The 17,681-nt window shown below is 66.1% G+C and carries 10 protein-coding genes; 2 read left to right on the forward strand and 8 right to left on the reverse strand.

Translation table 11 applies throughout. The features are described from left to right. Positions 1-44: 44 nt before the first annotated feature. A complete protein-coding gene (locus F0U60_RS12890; protein WP_395818672.1) occupies positions 45-2,558 on the reverse strand; it encodes a glycogen/starch/alpha-glucan phosphorylase in 2,514 nt (837 codons plus the stop codon). A 305-nt stretch (positions 2,559-2,863) separates the two neighbouring features. On the opposite strand from F0U60_RS12890, the gene F0U60_RS12895 reads away from it, so the two are divergent. After that, positions 2,864-3,451 carry a TIGR02265 family protein gene (locus F0U60_RS12895; RefSeq protein ID WP_395818675.1) on the forward strand — a complete coding sequence of 196 codons (588 nt, stop codon included), beginning with the start codon at positions 2,864-2,866 and terminating at the stop codon, positions 3,449-3,451. Positions 3,452-3,470: 19 nt separating this feature from the next. Here the strand turns inward: F0U60_RS12895 and F0U60_RS12900 are convergent, their stop codons facing one another. The 7 genes from F0U60_RS12900 to F0U60_RS12930 all read right to left on the reverse strand — a co-directional run bounded on the left by F0U60_RS12900 (position 3,471) and on the right by F0U60_RS12930 (position 15,877). After that, positions 3,471-4,550 carry a class I SAM-dependent methyltransferase gene (locus F0U60_RS12900; protein ID WP_395818677.1) on the reverse strand — a complete coding sequence of 360 codons (1,080 nt, stop codon included), beginning with the start codon at positions 4,548-4,550 and terminating at the stop codon, positions 3,471-3,473. Between the two features lie 160 nt (positions 4,551-4,710). After that, on the reverse strand, positions 4,711-5,886 hold the full coding sequence (locus F0U60_RS12905) for a M23 family metallopeptidase (protein ID WP_395818680.1): 1,176 nt from the start codon (positions 5,884-5,886) through the stop codon (positions 4,711-4,713). A 199-nt stretch (positions 5,887-6,085) separates the two neighbouring features. After that, complete coding sequence (locus F0U60_RS12910) at positions 6,086-7,579, reverse strand: SpoVR family protein (RefSeq protein ID WP_395818683.1); 1,494 nt, start codon at positions 7,577-7,579, stop codon at positions 6,086-6,088. A gap of 30 nt (positions 7,580-7,609) precedes the next feature. Beyond that, complete coding sequence (locus F0U60_RS12915) at positions 7,610-8,719, reverse strand: DUF444 family protein (RefSeq protein ID WP_395818685.1); 1,110 nt, start codon at positions 8,717-8,719, stop codon at positions 7,610-7,612. A 17-nt stretch (positions 8,720-8,736) separates the two neighbouring features. Further along, the gene (locus tag F0U60_RS12920) at positions 8,737-10,803 is read right to left on the reverse strand and encodes a PrkA family serine protein kinase (protein ID WP_395818688.1); all 2,067 of its coding nucleotides are present in this window, start codon (positions 10,801-10,803) and stop codon (positions 8,737-8,739) included. A gap of 413 nt (positions 10,804-11,216) precedes the next feature. Then, the gene (locus F0U60_RS12925; RefSeq protein WP_395818691.1) at positions 11,217-14,828 is read right to left on the reverse strand and encodes a PAS domain-containing protein; all 3,612 of its coding nucleotides are present in this window, start codon (positions 14,826-14,828) and stop codon (positions 11,217-11,219) included. Between the two features lie 155 nt (positions 14,829-14,983). Beyond that, positions 14,984-15,877 (reverse strand): tetratricopeptide repeat protein, encoded by an 894-nt coding sequence (locus F0U60_RS12930; protein WP_395818694.1) that lies wholly within the window; start codon positions 15,875-15,877, stop codon positions 14,984-14,986. 161 nt (positions 15,878-16,038) lie between these two features. Here F0U60_RS12930 and F0U60_RS12935 point away from each other — a divergent pair, with 161 nt between their 5' ends. Beyond that, positions 16,039-17,622 carry an ArnT family glycosyltransferase gene (locus F0U60_RS12935; protein ID WP_395818697.1) on the forward strand — a complete coding sequence of 528 codons (1,584 nt, stop codon included), beginning with the start codon at positions 16,039-16,041 and terminating at the stop codon, positions 17,620-17,622. Positions 17,623-17,681: the final 59 nt, after the last annotated feature.

The following is a 17,681-nucleotide window of genomic DNA, read 5'->3' on the forward strand; positions in this document are numbered from 1 at the left end:
GCGCCCGCGGCGGCATGCACCGCGGGCACCCGGACGTCAGGGGCTCAGGTGCCCACCGGCGTCTGCTTCACGCGCCAGATCTCCTCGGCGTACTGCTTGATGGTGCGGTCCGAGGAGAAGATGCCCGACTGCGACACGTTGAGGATGGCCATGCGCGTCCACTTCTCCTGGTCCTTGTAGGCGCGCGCCACCTCTTCCTGCTTCGCCGCGTACGAGGCGAAGTCCGCCAGCACGAGGTAGCGGTCCTCCTCCAGGAGGCTGTCCACCAGCGGCTTGAAGAGGTTCTTGTCCTCCGGCGAGAAGAAGCCCGAGGCGATGAGATCCAACGCCTCGCGCAGCTCCACGTTGCGCTCGTACTCCTCGCGGGGCCGGTAGCCGGCGCGCTTGCGGGCGATGACCTCGTCCGCCGTGAGGCCGAAGAGGAAGAAGTTGTCGTCACCCACCGCCTGGCGGATTTCGACGTTCGCGCCGTCCAGCGTGCCCAGCGTGAGCGCGCCGTTCATCATGAACTTCATGTTGCCCGTGCCGGAGGCCTCCATGCCCGCGGTGGAGATCTGCTCGGACACGTCCGTCGCGGGGATGATGCGCTCGGCGAGGCTCACCCGGTAGTTGGGCACGAAGAGCACCTGCAGGCCCGTGGTGCCCGCGTCGCTGTTGACCACCTCGGCGATGCCGTTGACGAGCCGGATGATGAGCTTGGCCAGGTGGTAGCCCGGGGCCGCCTTCGCGCCGAAGAGGAACACGCGCGGGGCGATGATGGTGCTCGGATCCCTCCGCGCCTTCATCCACAGCGACACGATGTGCAGCGCGTTGAGCAGCTGGCGCTTGTACTCGTGCAGGCGCTTGATCTGCACGTCGAAGATGGCGTTCGGGTCCAGGTTCACCCAGCAGAGGTCCCTCAGGTAGCGCGAGAGGTCCTCCTTGTTCTGCTTCTTCACCTGGGCGAAGGCCTTGCGGAACTCCGGGTCCTCCGCGTGCGGCGCCAGCTTCTGGAGCTGATCCAGATCTGTCACCCAGCCCTCACCGATGCGGCTGGTGATGAGCTTGGAGAGCCGCGGGTTGCTCCACGCCAGCCAGCGCCGAGGCGTCACGCCGTTGGTCTTGTTGTTGAACTTCTCGGGGGCCATCTCCGCGAAGTCCGGGAGCACGTCGCGCCGCAGCAGGTTGGTGTGCAGCTCCGCCACGCCGTTGACGCTGTGGCTGCCCACCACCGCCAGGTGCGCCATGCGGATCTTCTTCTCCGGGCCCTCCTCCACCAGGCTCAGCCGCCGCATCCGGTCGTTGTCGAACGGGTAGCGGATCTGCACCTGCCGCAGGAAGCGGTGGTTGATTTCGTAGATGATTTCCAGGTGGCGCGGCAGCAGGCGCTCGAAGAGCGTGGCGGGCCACTTCTCCATGGCCTCGGCCAGCAGCGTGTGGTTGGTGTAGCCGAAGGTGGCCTGGGTAATGGCCCACGCCTCGTCCCACTGCAGGCGCTTCTCGTCCACGAACACGCGCATCAGCTCGGCCACGGCGATGGCCGGGTGGGTGTCGTTGAGCTGGATGGCCGCCTTGTTGGGGAAGTCGCGGAAGTCCGTATGGGTCTTCAGGTAGCGCCGGACGATGTCCGCGATGGAGCAGGCCACGAAGAAGTACTGCTGCTTGAGGCGCAGCTCCTTACCGGCCTGGAAGGCGTCGTTGGGGTAGAGGACCTTGGAGATGACCTCCGAGTCGTTCTTCTCCACCACCGAGCGCTCGTAGTCACCGGCGTTGAAGAGCAGCAGGTCGAACTCCTCGCTGGCGCGCGCCTGCCACAGCCGCAGGGTGTTGACGGTGTTGTTGCCGTAGCCGGCGATGGGCGTGTCGTAGGGCACTCCGATGACCGTCTTGCCGCCCACCCAGCGCGCCACGGGCCGGCCGTCCGCGCCCTGGTGGTGCTCCACGCGTCCGAAGAAGCGCACCGGCACCGCCTTCTCCGGCCGGACGATCTCCCAAGGGTTGCCGAACTTCAGCCACTCGTCGGCGCGCTCCACCTGGTAGCCGTCGACGATGTCCTGCGTGAAGATGCCGAACTCGTAGCGGATGCCGTAGCCCATGCCGGGGTAGCCCAGCGTGGCCAGCGAGTCGAGGAAGCACGCGGCCAGGCGTCCCAGGCCGCCGTTGCCCAGGCCCGCGTCCGGCTCCATCTCCACGAGCGTGCCCAGGTCCACGCCTACCTCGCGCATGGCCTGCTCGGCGGCCTCGTACATGCCAATGTTGATGAGGTTGTTGCCCAGCGCGCGACCCAACAGGTACTCGGCGGACAGGTAGTAGGCGCGCTTGACGTCCTGCTCGTAGTAGGTGCGCGCCGTGCGGACCCAGCGGTCCGTGAGCCTGTCTCTCACGGCGAGCGCCAGGGCCATGAAGCGGTCATGGGCGGTGGCCGTCTCGGGGTTCTTCCCGCGCGAGTAGCGCACGTGCTCGAGGAAGCCGCGGCGCACGTTTTGCGGATCCAGCCCGGTGCGGTTGGGCTCACGCCCCGTGTCGTGCGTGTCGGACGCGGAGGCGGGCGGGTTGGCGACGGGAACGAGGTTGGACATTCGTGGAACTCTGCGTTCGATGAAATCAGGTTGCGTGATGCGCACGGCCTTCGGTTCTGACAGTGCGCGGGGCCCGCAAGGGTAGACCGACCGGGGGGCAGCTCGCATCGAAAGAAAAAATGTGTGCTCCCACAGCGGGCGGGCGCTCCGGGTACTCGGTGAGGTCTGGAATTCCGGGCCGGAGTGAGGCCCGTCTTCCGAGGAGAGAGCGAGGGTGTAGAGACTTCGCCGATCGGACGAGGAGTCTGGTAGGAAGCGGATGTATCCAGGTCCTGCCCCCGGCCTGGAACCCGGAAGGTTCTTTCATGCCTAGTGACAAGAACGATCTGGCTCAACGGATCGCCATCTGCAGGCCCGAGGACACCGTACGCGGCTTTATCTTCAAGTCGGTGTACGGGCTCGTGGAGCAGCGCGTGGGCAGCGCGGGCATGGACCGGATGCTCCAGCAGCTCCGGGTGAGCAAGATGCCGGTCGACTTCTTCTCCTACCCGGCGGCGGACTTTCTGCGGTTGCTCTACGCGGCCGTGGACGTGCTGGAGCCGCAGTACCCCGACCTTGAGGATGTTTTCCGGGCGTGCGGGGCCTCCACGGTGACGGGCTTCTTCAAGTCCTACGTGGGCAACACGTTGATGAAGCTCATCGGGGGAGGGGAGCCCAAGCGGGCCCTGTCGACGGTCCACACCGTCTACTCCACCCTGGTCAGCTACGGTACGCGCGAGTTCCGGGACCTGGGGGACAAGCGGGCGCTCATCACCTTCCGCGACGACATGCAGCCCGTGTACTTCCACGAGGGCGCCCTCACCGAGGTCCTGGTGGTGCTGTGTGGCAACGGGAAGGCCACGGGCACGGCCCTCGCGTTGAACCACGCAGAGTACCTGCTGGAGTGGTCCTGAGGGCCTGCCTGACGGCCGTTCACTCCTGGCGCTGACCGGCCCAGAAGAGGTTGGTGCCCGTCGCGTCGGTGCTGATCTCTCGCGTGCGCATCCTCCGCTCGCTGGGACCCTCGCAGAGCGTCTGGAAGTGTTGGCGCGTGCGGTGGTGCACGTCCCAGTCCCCCACGTACTCCATGAAGGAGCGCCAGTCGTTCTGCTCATGCAGGTTCGTGAGCAGCAGCAGCCCGCCGGGGGCGAGCATTGACGCCATCAGGTCCAGGAAGCGGGTGACGACGTTGTCCTTGAGGTAGTCCAGGATGCCCGCCGCCACCACCACGTCCATGGGGCCGCTTGGGAGGCGGAGCTTGTCCAGAGAGTCCCGGTAGCGGATGAGCTGGTAGGTGGAGAGCTGGACGAAGTGGAGCTCGGGCGGAGGCACCCCGCCGCGAGGCATGCGCGCGAGCTTCTCGAATTGCCGGCGGCAATAGTCGAGGGGCGCGGGATCGAAGTCGCACAGCACGAAGTTGCCCGTGCCGCCCAGGGCCGTGTACTCACGCAGCGCGTGCTCGGGCCCACAGGCGAAGGAGAGCACCCGCAGGGGGCGTCCCAGCTCCTGCTCGTGCCGGCGCAGGTGGCCCATCACCCAGGGCGGACGCGCGCGGTGGGCCTGCGCGGGCCCCACGTGGAGCGCGTAATGGGAGAGCAGCCGGGCCATGGTGGAGACGCCCTGATCCTCGGTGCCGAAGATCATCTCCACCGTCACGTAGTCCCCGGGGTAGCCCAGGGGCTTGTCCACGGCGCGCCGCACGAAGGGGCTCTGCAGAAAGAAGGGCTGGACGGCCGAGCGGTGGTGCTCCAGCGCTCGCTCGCGCTCCTCCTCCGTGAGGTGGGTGTCCAGCTCCGTGAGCCGGGCGAAGTGGCGGTCAAGCCAGGTGGTGAGCTCCGGCAGGCGCCTCTTGAGCAGCGCCGCCTGCTCCTCCTGCATGGCCTGGCGTTGCTGCGGATCTCTCGGGAAGCGCGCCAGGCGCTCGGGGAGCCCGTGCTGCAATTCCTCAGTGAGGCGGACGAGCCCTTTGCGGAGCTCCTCCGCGACGTCGATGAAGTCAGCGATGGCGGACATGTTCGTGGGGGTGGGGGATGTACGACCGGGGGAACATCCCATCCTATCAGACAGGTCGGCCAGCCGGCAGCGCTTCGCTCTTGTTTCCCCTCATTTACATTCGAGGGGAAAGTAAGGAGCAACCCTACATCTCAGGTTGGGTGGCGTGCGCTGGGTGCTGCTACTGCTGGGCACCTACCCCGGCGGCGGCCACGGAGACGGCGTCGAGCTGCTGGGCCATGGGGGCGATCTTCGCGTGGAAGTCGGCCATCAGGTGCTTGGGCAGCGGCTCCGTGCGAGGGAAGTTCTGGTTGAGCGGGTTGACGTACCGGCCGCCGCGCTTGAGGGCGTAGTGCAGGTGAGGGCCGGTGCTGCGGCCGGTGTTGCCCGAGTAGGCGATGACCTGCTTCTGGCTCACCCGCGCTCCCACGCGCACGCCCGCGCCGTACTTCGACAGGTGCAGGTAGCACGTCTCGAAGCCGTTGGTGTGCCGCAGGCAGACGGTGTTGCCGCCGGCGCCCGTGTTGTTCGCCACGGTGACGGTGCCATCCGCCACGGCCCACACCGGCGTGCCGATGCTCGCCGCGTAGTCCACGCCGTTGTGCGCCTTCACGTACTGGAGCACCGGGTGGAAGCGGCTGCCAAAGCCGCTGGTGACGTGCGCGTACTTCAGCGGGCTCTTCAGGAAGGCCTTGCGCGCGCTCGCCCCGTCCTCCTGGAAGAAGCTGGCCTTCCCGTCCGGCAGCTCGTAGCGGAAGACGCGCTTGCTGCCCACCGACTCGCCCTCGTACGTGGCCGCCAGCACCTCGCCGTAGCGCAGGATGCGGCCCTTGGAGACGAACTTCTCCACCAGCGCCCGCGCCCGGTCTCCCTTGCGCACGTCCCGGTAGAAGTCGATGTCCCAGGCGAACACGTCCGCCAGCACCATGCCGATGATCGGATCCTCGCCCGCCGCCAGCGCCGCCTCGTAGAGCGAGTTGTTGATCTCCAGCGACACCAACGCCACCTGCTTCTCCACCTCGATGGCGCGCTTGCTGCCGATGTACTTGTCGCCGTCCCGGCGCACCTGCCACTCGTCTACCGCGCTCTGCCGGTAGCCGAAGAAGTCCAGCTCACCCTCGCGGATGACCAGGCGGAACTGGTCCCCCACCCGCGACTTGCGGAAGTCGAACACGCCCTCGAGCGCGGCGATGAGCGCCGTCGTCTGCTCCGGCGGCAGTCCCGCCTCCTCCAGCGCCACCGCGAGCGGCTGGTTCGGCTCGATGCGGCGGTTCTTGACGATGTAACGGGTCGAGGCTTCAGCAAAGGGCGCGGCAAACAGCAGGCCCAGGCACAGGAAGGCGCTGGCGAGTCTCATGGGGGCTCGCCCAGTGTAGTGGAGCTACAGACCTGTGCCTAACTTCCGGCAGAAGATTTCCACGTGTTCACGGGAGCTTGCCTGGTTGGCTGCTTTCCGTGATTTCATGGGAGCTGAGTTTTTGTAACACGGTGGAAAAGAGAGGGACCTTTATACCCTCACCCCGACCCTCTCCCAGAGGGAGAGGGAGAGGGGGTTCTCAGAGGTCGATCTTCTTTTCCGTGTGGTTCTGACCGTCGAAGCGCAGCAACACGCCCTTGTTGTCGTACTTCGTGATGATGCACGTCGGCCGCCGCCACAGCGACTGCAGGTTGCGCAGCGTCTCGCGCGCGTAGTCCGGTTTCAGGTCCTGCCCGTCGTGCTTGTGCGCTAGCAGCAGCTCTCCCCGGTTCTCGTGGTTGCCGTCCACCACCTCGATGATCGGCTGCCCGAAGTTGGTGAGCCCTTGCAGCAGCTTGTTCTTCACCTTGCGGAACTCACGGTCGAGGATCTCCCACGAGTTGCGCTTCTCGTTGAAGCCGTAGACGAACAGCTTCTGCTCGATGGCGAACTCGGGCGTCAGGAACGTGTCGATGAAGGTGATGTCGTTGTAGTGCTTGCGGACCTCGAAGATCTTCTCGCGGCCCATCCCCAGCCTCTTGTCCCAGGAGCGACGCGCGCGCAGGTCGTCGCACTCGTCCCACTCCTTGCCGAAGCGGCCCTTGTTCCAGCGCTCCTCGATATCCCGCCACAGCTCGATGCCCAGCTTGTACGGGTTGAGCGCGCCGGGCCGGGTCCCCATGGTCCCCGAGTGCCGGTCCGCGTAGTCGATGACCTCGTCATCCTTCAGCGCCCGCCGCGTCATGATGGTGGAGTGCCAGTAGCTGGCCCACCCCTCGTTCATGATCTTCGTCTGGCCCTGAGGCGCGAAGTAGTAGGCCTCGTCGCGGATGATGGCGAGGACGTCCGACTCCCACGGCTCGAGCGGGGCGTTCTCCAACAGGAAGAGCAGCACGTCGCGCTGGGGACGCTCGGGGAACTTCTTGGCCTTCTGCTTCTCGTCCTCCACCTTCTTGCGCTGGCTGTCGAGGAACTCGGAGGGGTTGATGAAGCCGCGCATGTACTCGCGGTCCACCTTGAAGCCCTCCACCCGCTCGTTGGACTTCATCTCGTCCTCGGCCCGCTTGGGGTCCGGGTTGCGACGGATGTGCGGGGCGTGCTGGTCGATGAGGTTCTCCAGCGACAGCGTCCGGTCGATGAAGTCCTCCACCTTTTCCACGCCAATCTTGTCGATCCACCGGCGCACGCGCGTGGCGTGGTTCGCCATGTCGTCGATCATCCGGCGGTTGGTGTGGCGGAAGGAGAAGTTGTTCTTGAAGAAGTCGCAGTGGCCGTACACGTGCGCCATCACGAGCTTCTGGTCTACGTCCGAGTTGCTCTCCAGCAGGTACGCGTAGCAGGGGTCGTTGTTGATGACGAGCTCGTAGATCTTGCTGAGCCCGTACTCGTAGCCCTTGGACAGCTGCTCGTACTCCATGCCCCAGCGCCAGTGCGGATAGCGCGTGGGGAAGCCTCCATAGGAGGCCACCATGTTGAGCTCGTCGTAGCTGACGACCTCGAAGATGGTCTCGAAGAAGTCGAGACCGAAGGCACGGGCGTAGCCCTCGATCTCCTCCTTCAGCCTGCTCAACTGCGGGGTGAGGCTCTTGGGCATCGCGAGCTCCAGATGGCGTGAGGCCGCTCTTCAGCGACCCTTGCCGAGGAAATCCTTGATGGAGACGTAGATGGCGTCCTTGTCGGCGATCTCGCTCAGGGCGACGTTGGTGGAATCCCCAATGGCCTCGCGCAGATCCTTGATGAACTGACCGCTGCCGTAGGGGCTCTCCACCTGGCCGTAGGCGAACTGGTTGACGCTCGGGAGGATGTCCTCACGGAGCATCTCAATGCACTGGCGCGTGTCATCCGCGCTCCAGTTGTCTCCGTCCGAGAAGTGGAACGGGTAGATGTTCCACGCGCTCTTCGGGTAGTCCGCCTTGATGATGTCGCGGCACAGCTTGTAGGCGCTGGAGATCATCGTGCCGCCGGACTCGCGGGTGTGGAAGAACGTATCCCGGTCCACCTCGCGCGCCACGGCGTCATGGATGATGTAGCGCGCCTCCAGTCCCTTGTACTGGTGGCGCAGCCACGTATCGAGCCAGAAGCTCTCGATGCGGACGATCTCCTTCTGCTCGTCACCCATCGAGCCCGACACGTCCATCATGTAGATGATGACGGCGTTGGTCTCCGGCAGCTCCTGCAGCTTGTAGCTGCGGTAGCGACGGTCCTCGCGGGTGGGCACGATGATGGGCCGCGCGGGGTCATACGTCCCCATCGCGATCTGCCGCTTGAGCGCCTGTTTGTAGGTGCGCTTGAAGTGACGCAGGGACTCGGGACCGGTGGTGTTGACGCCGGTGTACTTGATCTTCTGCGTGACGATCTTCTCGTTGTGCCGGCGCTCGATGTTGGGGAGCTGGAGCTCCTCGCCGAGGATTTGAGCCAGCTCGTCCAGGGTGACGTCGACCTCCAGGGAGTGGTCACCCTCTCCCTGGCCGGCCTGGTGCCCATCCCCGGGCTGTACGGCGCCCGGGGAGAGCTGCTGACCCACCTCTCCATCTCCCTGTCCGACTCCGCCCTGTTCCTTGTGGCCGTACTTGAAGTGGGGAATGTCGATGAACGGGATGGGGATGGCGATGGTGTCCTTCCCCTTCTTGCCGATCATCTCCCCCTTCTGCACGTACTTGCGCAGGTTGGATTTGATCTTCCCGCGGACGATCTGTTTGAAGCGCGAGTGGTCTTGGTGGATCCGCAGTGACACGTCGTCCCCCTTCGGGCTTACTCCTTGGCGTCACCACGCGCGAAGATGCTGGCCACGAAGTTCAGCACGTCCGTGGAGCAGATCTCGCAGTAGCCGTAGTTCTTCATCAGCCGGTCCTTGACCAGGTCGATCTTCTCCTGGGTCTCCTTGTCCACCACGGTGGATACGAGGTTCTTGAGCTTGATGCTGTCCTTCTGGTCCTCGAACAGCTTGAGCTCGAGCGCCTTGTGGAGCCGCTCGTTGGTCCGGTAGTTGAAGCTCTTGCCGTCCACGGCCAGCGCGCCGATGTAGTTCATGATCTCCCGGCGGAAGTCGTCCTTGCGGCTGTCCGGGATGTCGATCTTCTCCTCAATCGACCGCATCAGGCGCTCATCCGGCTCCTCGTAGAGGCCGGTGTACTTGTTGCGGACCTTCTCCTTCTGGGTGTAGGCCTTGATGTTGTCGATGTAGTTGCCGCACAGCTTGCCGATAGCGTCCTCGTCGGCGCTGATGGCGCGCTGGACCTCGTTCTTGACGATGTCCTCGTACTCCTGCTTCACGGAGGTGAGCATCTCGCGGAAGCGCTTGCGGGCGTCCTCGCTGTTGATGAGCGAGTGGCCCTTGAGGCCGGCTTCCAGCTCGTTGAGCACCATGAAGGGGTTGATGCAGCCCTCTCCCTTGTCGCTCACCAGGGCGTTGGAGATCTTGTCCTGGATGTAGCGGGCGCTGATGCCCTCGAGGCCCTCGCGGCTGGCCTCCTTGCGCAGCTCCTTGATGTTGTCCTCGGTGAAGTTGGGGAGCGTCTTGCCGTTGTAGAGCTTGAGCTTCTGCAAGAGCGAGAGGTTGTGCTTCTTGGGCTCCTCCAGGCGCGTGAGGACGGCCCACATGGCGGCCATCTCCAGCGTGTGCGGGGCGATGTGCTTGCCCTTGATGGCGCGGGAGTTGAAGTCCTTCTCGTAGATCTTCACCTCCTCGGACAGCTTGGTGATGTACGGGATGTCAATCTTCACCGTACGGTCACGCAAGGCCTCCATGAACTCGTTGTTCTCGAGCTTCTTGTACTCGGGCTCGTTGGTGTGCCCGATGATGACCTCGTCGATGTCCGTCTGGGGGAACTTCTTGGGCTTGATCTTGTGCTCCTGCGAAGCCCCGAGGAGATCGTAGAGGAAGGCCACGTCGAGCTTGAGCACCTCGACGAACTCGATGAGGCCGCGGTTGGCGATGTTGAACTCGCCGTCGAAGTTGAAGGCGCGCGGGTCCGAGTCCGAGCCGTACTCGGCGATCTTCCGGTAGTTGATGTCACCGGTGAGCTCGGTGGAGTCCTGGTTCTTCTCGTCCTTGGGCTGGAAGGTGCCGATGCCGACGCGGTCCTTCTCGCTGAAGACGAGGCGGTTGACCCGGACGTGCTCCATCACCTTGCCGAAGTCACCCTTGTACTGCGTCATCAGATCCTTGAAGACGAAGCGGCAGGCGGGGCACAGCTCGCTGCCATCCGGGATGGTGTAGCCGCTGTCAGGAGGGCACAGCTCGGCGAAGATCTTGGAGCGCCACTCCTTGGGGATGAGGTTGAGCGGCTCCTCATTCATCGGGCACTTCATCTTCTCGCGGACGGTTGCGCCATCCGTGCCCTTCTTGTCGGTGAGCCAGGAGAAGGTGTAGGAGGCCCCCTCGGGAGTCTTGGAGTACTCCTCCAGACCCTTCTTGAGGAGGCGCGCGATGGTGGACTTGGACGAGCCCACCGGGCCGTGAAGGAGGATGACGCGCTTCTCGGTGCCGTAGCCCTGGGCCGCGGACTTGAAGACGTTCACCAACTTCATGAGGGGGACGTCGAGGCCGAAGATGGCATCGCGTCCGCCGAACTTCTCGTCACTGAAGAAGTGGTAGCGGATGAGCTTCTTCTTGTTGTCGATGTACTCCGTCTTTCCGTGGGAGAGGATCATGTCGTAGATCCTCTGGAAGGCAGTGCGGGTCACCTTGGGGTTCTTGCGGACGATCTCGAGGTAGTCCTCGAAGGAGCCCTCCCAGTTGAGCTCCGCGTAGGTCTTCGCGTCCTGCAACGCGGCGATCTTCGCGACCCACGAACCCTTCATCTCAACGTCCTTCATGTTTCTCCCTCGGGCCTTTCGAGAGCGCGGAATTCGCGCCCTGGAAGGGCCAAAAAGTGAACCTGAGGGGGTAAGGGGCCATTCCAAAGCCCACCCACGACGGGTCCCTGAACGACACGACCGATCGACCTGCCCTTTTCGGGACCCCGCCGCGGGGTGGGACCGCGTGGCCAGCTCGTGTCGGAAGGGCTCGTCGCCGGTGCGGCGGGCCCCGCCTCCACGGGGTGAAAAGGCACACTCCATTATAAGGGTGCCTTTGTTTTCGAGCAGGGGTGTTCCTACTGCTCGGTTATCAGTGAACGACAGTACGAGGGGATGAGCGCAAATTGGACGGTCAACTGTGGGGTAGCGTACCCGCTTGCTCTACATGTCGGCGCACGATGGGCAGTTCCCAATGGGTCCAAAGTGTGCTGCTAGCTCGCCGGAGCGAGCGTCACCAGGTTGGAGAGGATGGTCAGTAGCTCGGAGGGCTCCACGGGCTTGGCCACGTGCATGTTGAAGCCGGCCGTCAGGGCGCGCGCCCGATCCTCCACCCGGGCATAGGCGGTGAGGGCCACCGCTGGCACCCCACCTCCCTCCTCAGCCGACAGTGCACGCACCTGGGAGATGAGCCGGTACCCGTCCTCTCCGGGCATCCCGATGTCCGAGATGAGCAGCTCGGGCCGCAACTCGCGTACGGCCCGTAGGGCCTCGGCGGCGGAGGCGGCGGTGGTGACATGCGCCCCGTACTCTTCCAGCATCACCTTGAGCACCTCGCGGTTGTCGTCCTCGTCATCCACCACGAGGATTCGGCGCTCGACGAGCGCGGGGTGCTGGGGGGCTGCGAGGACGGGCTCGGCCGGGAGCTTCCGAGGAGGGGCGGCTTCCGGCGTGGCCGGGCGGGACTGGGCGGCGGGCAGGAGGACGCTAAAGGTGGCACCCCGTTCGGGTCCCTCGCTCAGGGCGCGCACCGTGCCGCCGTGCAGCTCCACCAGGTGACGGACGATGGCCAGCCCCAGGCCCAGTCCTCCGTGTCGCCGGGTGGTACCTCCCTCCAGTTGACGGAAGCGCTCGAAGATGTGCGGCAGGAAGTCCGCGGGAATCCCGGGTCCCTCGTCCTCCACCATCACCTCCACCGAGTTCTCCACGCGCCGCAGCCGCACCCAGACGCGGCTGTTCCCGGGCGAGAACTTCACCGCGTTGGAGAGCAGGTTCCACACCACCTGCTGCAACCGGCTCGGATCCCCCGTCACCAGGTCTCCCTTGGCGTCGAGCTCCGCCAGCAGGTGGATGCCCTTCGCGTCCGCCGCGGGACGCACTGACTCCATGGCCTCCTGGACGACGTCCGTCAGGTGCACCGGCCGCGTCTCCAAGCGCAGCTTGCCGGAGATGATGCGGCTCACATCCAGCAGATCCTCGATGAGCTGGGCCTGCACCTGGGCGTTGCGGTCCACCGTCTCGAGCGCCTTGGCGTGCTTTTCGGGGGCGAGCCGCCCGCTGCGCAGCATCTTCACCCAGCCGAGCATCGCGGTGAGGGGCGTGCGCAGCTCATGGCTGACGGTGGCCAGGAAGTCGTCCTTGAGGCGGTTGGCCTCCTCGGCGCGCTGGCGCTCCGCCTGGGCCAGGGAGAAGAGCCGTGCGTTGTCGATGGCCGTCGCCGCCCGGCGGGCCAGCTCCTCGATGCGCAGCACATCGCTCTCTTCGTAGCGTCGGCCAGAGTCCGCCGTCATGACGAACGTCAGCACACCGAGCGTCCGTCCTCGCGCCACGAGCGGCACGGCCACCAGGGAGCGCAGCCGCAGCTCCCGGATGACTCGCAGGTGTTCGGCGCTCTGGGCCGAGCGCTCCTGCACCGCGTCGGTCATCTCCGCCACGTAGATGGTCTTGTTCGAGCGCATGGCCCGAGCGGAGGGATGCTCGAGGTTCACAATGGGAGGAAAGCAGCGCACCAGGTCCGCCTGCGCAGCTCGGGAGGGATTGGCGTGAGCCACCTCGACACGATCAATGTGGCCGTCCTCCTCCACCATGTCCACCAGGCACCAGTCGGCTAGGACCGGCACGGCGAGGCGGGCCACTTGCCGGAGCGTCGCCGCATGGTCCAGGGAGGAGGCCAGGGCCACGCTCGCCTCGGACAGGAAGCGCAGGGTCTCCGCGCTGTGCTTCTGGTCATCAATGTCCGTGCAGGTGCCGAACCAGCGCGTGATGCGTCCCTCGACATCGCGCAGCGGCATGCCTCGCGTGATGAACCAGCGGTACGCCCCATCCGCGCCCCGCCTCATGCGGTACTCGATGACGTAGGGCTCCCCCGTGGCCACGGCGTGACGCCACACCTCGAGCGCGCGTCGCTGGTCATCCGGATGGAGCGCCTGGCTCCAGCCATCCCCCATCGCCTGCTCGGGTGTCTGCCCCGTGTACTCGTACCAGCGTGGGTTGAAGTACTCGGTGTAGCCGTCCGCTCGGCTCCCCCAGATGAGCTGGGGCAGGGTCTCTGCGAGCAGTCGGAACCGCTCCTCGGACTCGTGTTGCAGCTGCTCGGCGCGCTTGCGGGAGGTGATGTCCATCACCACGCCCGCGAGCTTCGAGGGTTGCCCGGCCTCGTCGACCAGGACCCGCCCCCGCAGCTCCTGCCAGCGCAGGCCGCCGTCGACGCGCAGGACGCGGTACTCGAGCTGGAACTCGCTCAGGGTCCGCAGCGTCTCCTGCATCGAGCGATGCACGCGGGGGCGATCCTCCGGGTGCATGAGCGCCAGACAGGTCTCGATGGTGCCGGAGAAGGTGTTGGGCGCCATGCCGAGCATGGGCTCGATGTTGGGCGACAACACCACGTGTCGGGTGCGTCGATCTGCCTCCCAGGCGCCCACCTCCGCGGCCTTCAACGTCCTGCGCAGGTGGGCCTCGCTCTCCCGCAGCGCGGCCTCCGCCCGCTGACGGTACGCCAGGGCTTCCTCCGCTGCCTGCCGGGCACGCACCTGCTCGGTCACCTCCACCGCGAAGAGGAGCACGGACTCCACCTGGCCCCGCGCATCCAGCAGGGGTTGGTAGGTGAAGTTGAAATAGCCCTCGGCGAGCTGACCGTCGCCGTTGCGGTCCATCATCAACCGGCTCCCGTTGGACGTGTAGGGCTGTCCCGTCCGGAAGACGTTGTCGAAGACCTCGAAGAGGGCATCACCCGAGTGCTCGGGATGGGCCTCCCGCACCGTGCGGCCGATCAGCGGCCGGCCTCCGTGAAGTCGCTGGAGGCCTGGGTTGGCCAGCTCGCAGACCTGGTCCGGTGCCCGGTAGACACCCACCGCGGCGGGGAGCTGCGCCAGGATGCTCTGGATGCGCAGCCGCTGTCGCTCGGCCAGCTGCGCCTCGCGCTCGGTCTCCTCGCGCTCCCGCGAGCGGAAGTCCCGCATGAAGGACACGGAGGCGAACCCAATGAAGGCAAGCAGGAAGCCACTGCCCGCCAGCACGATGATGTCGGCGCGTCCAGCCGCCTCGGCGAACCGCGCGCCGCGCTCCCGCAGGAGTCGCTGCTCCTCCTCACGCAACTCCCGCTCGAGGGCGCGCAGCTCGTTCATCATCCGCTGGCCCTCGCCCCTGCGTATGAGCTCCAGGGCCGCGGCGGACTGCCCCTCTTTCTGGAGCGTGATGATTCGTTCGATGACCTCGAGCTTCCGCTGGACGAGCGTCTCCATGCGCTCGATGCGCCGCTGCTGGTCGGGGTTGTCCGAGGTCAGGGTGCGCAGGCGCTCCAGGGAGGGGTGGATGCGCAGCCTCGCCTCCTCGTAGGGCACCAGGTAGCCTTCCTCCCCCGTGAGCTGGAAGCCTCGCTGGCTTGTCTCCGCGTCCTTCACGAAGGACAGCAGTTGGTCCGCTTCGTTGATGACGTCGAGCGTGTGGGCGACGCGGCCGGACGATTGCGAGAGCTGGCGGGTCGAGCGGAGGAAGAGGCCCGCGATGAGGACCACGGCGACACACGCCGCGACGTGCCCAGCGAGCACTGGCAACGGCAACCGGCGGGAGCCTCTGGCGGCAGGGGAGCTCGGGGGGGTCGGGTCCATGACTTTCTTCGGAACACTGCCCGCAGGTCCGTAACACATCCCCACGGAAAAGCGCTGAGGCGCTCAGGCCGTGCGTCCAAATGACAACCGGGCTGCCACCCAGGACCTGGTGCCCTGGTTGACAGCCCGGTCGGAAACACCGGCTCGGCGGCGGATTACTGCGAGAGCGCCTGCTGATCAGCCAGGCGCTTGGCACACTCGGCCTTCATGTCCACGTAGAAGTCCTTGGAGGACAGGGAGATGGCCTTGGTGTACAGCTCCAGCGCCTCGGGGTACTTGCCCGTGGCGTCCAGCAGCACGGCCAGGTTGTAGAGCGCCGCGGCGTTCTGCGGGTTGCTCTGCACGTAGGCCTCCATCTCCGTGATGGCGCGCGGCACGTTGCCCTCACGCGCCACGTCGATGATGGGCTCCTGCGCCTTGTCGTCCCCGTCCAGGCGGATGCTCTTCGTCACGTACTTGGGCGTGATGTCGTACAGCAGCTGGCTCACCAACGCGCGGCCCGCGTTGGTGATGGCCTCGTCCTTGTCCTCGCCCCGGCCCACCGTCTCGTACTCCTGCTCGGCCAGCATCGCCTTGCCCGCGGTGTTGAAGGCCGTGACGCTCGCCACCGTCTTGGCCTCGTAGAATTTCACTTCGCGCTCGGTGACCCTGCCCTTGCTGTCCTTCTCCTGGATGGTCTCGGTCTTCTTCTCGGCGTCCCAGTCATTGACGTCGATGCGGATGCCAATCTCATCCTGCGTCTGGGCGGGGCCGGTGCCCGCGTTGATGATCTGCACGGAGCGGCCAGCCACCTTCACGACGATGCCCTCGTCGGTGCGGTCCGCCACCTGGAAGTAGCCCCCGGCGCGCGCCTGGCGCGCCAGCTCGTCGACGAGGTAGTCGCGAGCTCCCTTGCGACCCTCCGTCTGGACCACCGTCAGCTGCTTGGCCGCGCCCAGGTTCACCCGGGCCGGCTGCAGGACATTCACCTTCAGGCTTGGGGCGCAGCCCACCACCAGGCTGGCGGCGAGCGCGAGCACGACGTGACGCAAAGAGCGAGAATGCAGCATTGTTAGAATTTCCCCCTTTTTGGGATGACCCGGAAAACGGATCGGACGAAGGCTAACACGCTCGCCTGTCATCCAGGCAACGGGGGGAGGGTAAGAAAAGACCCTTCCATTCGGGATGCTTGCTTGGCTTTAGGCGGCGCCTGCGTATTCTCCGCGGCCCCATGTCGTCTGCATCGACCGCTCCCGCCTCTCCCCCGCGCCCGTCCGGTGCGACCCCCGCCCTCTCCGCCGTGCCAGAAGTGGCCTCGGAGCCCAACCCCCGGTTGTTGTGGGTCCTGCTGTTCGCGGCGGCGCTGCTGCCGCGCCTGCTGCTGATGCCCTTCAACGAGAACTACTACGGGGACGCCGTGGCGCGTACGGAGCTGGCCGAGCGCTGGGCCCGTGCGCCGCACCTCATTACCTCCTATGGAGATGGAGCCTTCCAGTTCGGGCCGCTGCACCTCTACCTGGTGGGCATGGCGCTGAAGGTGGTGCCGGACAAGGCGCTCGCGGGCCGGCTGGTGAGCTTGTTGTTCGGTGTGTTGGCGGTGTTGCCGCTCTACGCGCTCACCCGGCGCCTCTTCGGCTGGCGCGCCGGGGTATGGGCCTGCCTGGGCTTCTCGTTCTGGGGCATGCACCTGCAGATGTCCACGACGGCGGCCAGTGAGGCGCTCTCGCTCTTCCTCATGCTGTGGGTGTTCGCGCTTATCGCGGAGGGCCTGGACGAGAATCGCCTGGGGCCCCTCTTCGGGGCGGGGCTGGTGCTCAACCTGGCGTGCGCCACGCGCTACGACGCGTGGATGTTCATGCCGCTGCTGTGCCTGGCGCTGTTGTTCTGGGGCGAGGACCGAGTGGCCGGCCTCACCCGCGCCGTGAGCTTCGGCTTGTTGTGTTTGCCCTTTCCGTTGCTGTGGATGCAGGGCAACGAGATGGCGCACGGGGACCCGTTCTTCCCCATCACCGCGGTGGAGCAGTTCCACGCGGACTGGACGCGGGATGGCATCGCCCGGGTCGGCGCCTGGCGCTACCGGCTGGAGAGCCTGGGCTTCTGGCCCGGGATGGCGCTGCTCACGCTGTCGCCGGGTGTGGCGTTGCTGGGCATGGTGGGTATGTGGCGCTCGTGGCGGCAGCAACCGGACGTGCGCTGGCTGGTGCTCGCCGCGGTGGTGCCCACGGCGTACTTCACCTTCCGGGCCTCGGTGCTGTTGAACTTCCAGCCCCTGGGGCGCTTCACGGTGACGCAGCTGGTGCTGCTGCTGCCCTTCGTGGTGCCGGGCCTCGAGGCGATTCGCGGAGCCGGAGCGCGCAAGGCCGTGGCCGGGCTGTGCTCGGTGTTGGCGGTGGCCGTGCCGGTGGCCATGGGCCTCTACACCTTCCGCGCTGACGGCGGCATGCGTGACAGCCTCCGTCCGGTGAGCCCCACCTCCACCAACCCGGTGCCGCTGATGCAGGTGGCTCGCTTCCTCAAGGAGGAGGTCGCTCCCAAGGGAGGCGCTGCCGTGCTCGACCAGGACCCGGGCTACCTGGACCTCCAGCTCGCCTTCTTCTCCGGGCTGCCGGACGAGCGGCTCGCCCGCGTGCGCTGGGAGACCTTCCGCAAGCACCTGCGCGAGGCCCAGCCGGAGTACCTCGTGCGCTTCGACGGTGGCTCGCTGGTGAAGGACTCCGGGGTGAATCTGGAGGGCCGCACGCTGACGCTCGACGGCGTGGCGTACCAGGAGCTCGACGGCTTCACCGCGCCGCTGCACGTCTATCAGCGCCGCTGATGCAGGGCCGCGGAGGGGCTCGCGCCTCCTTCACGGTTGGCCAGGTGACAGACACCTGG

The sequence above is a fragment of the Archangium minus genome (assembly GCF_044360475.1).
In the GTDB taxonomy this organism is placed as follows: Bacteria; Myxococcota; Myxococcia; order Myxococcales; family Myxococcaceae; genus Archangium; species Archangium minus.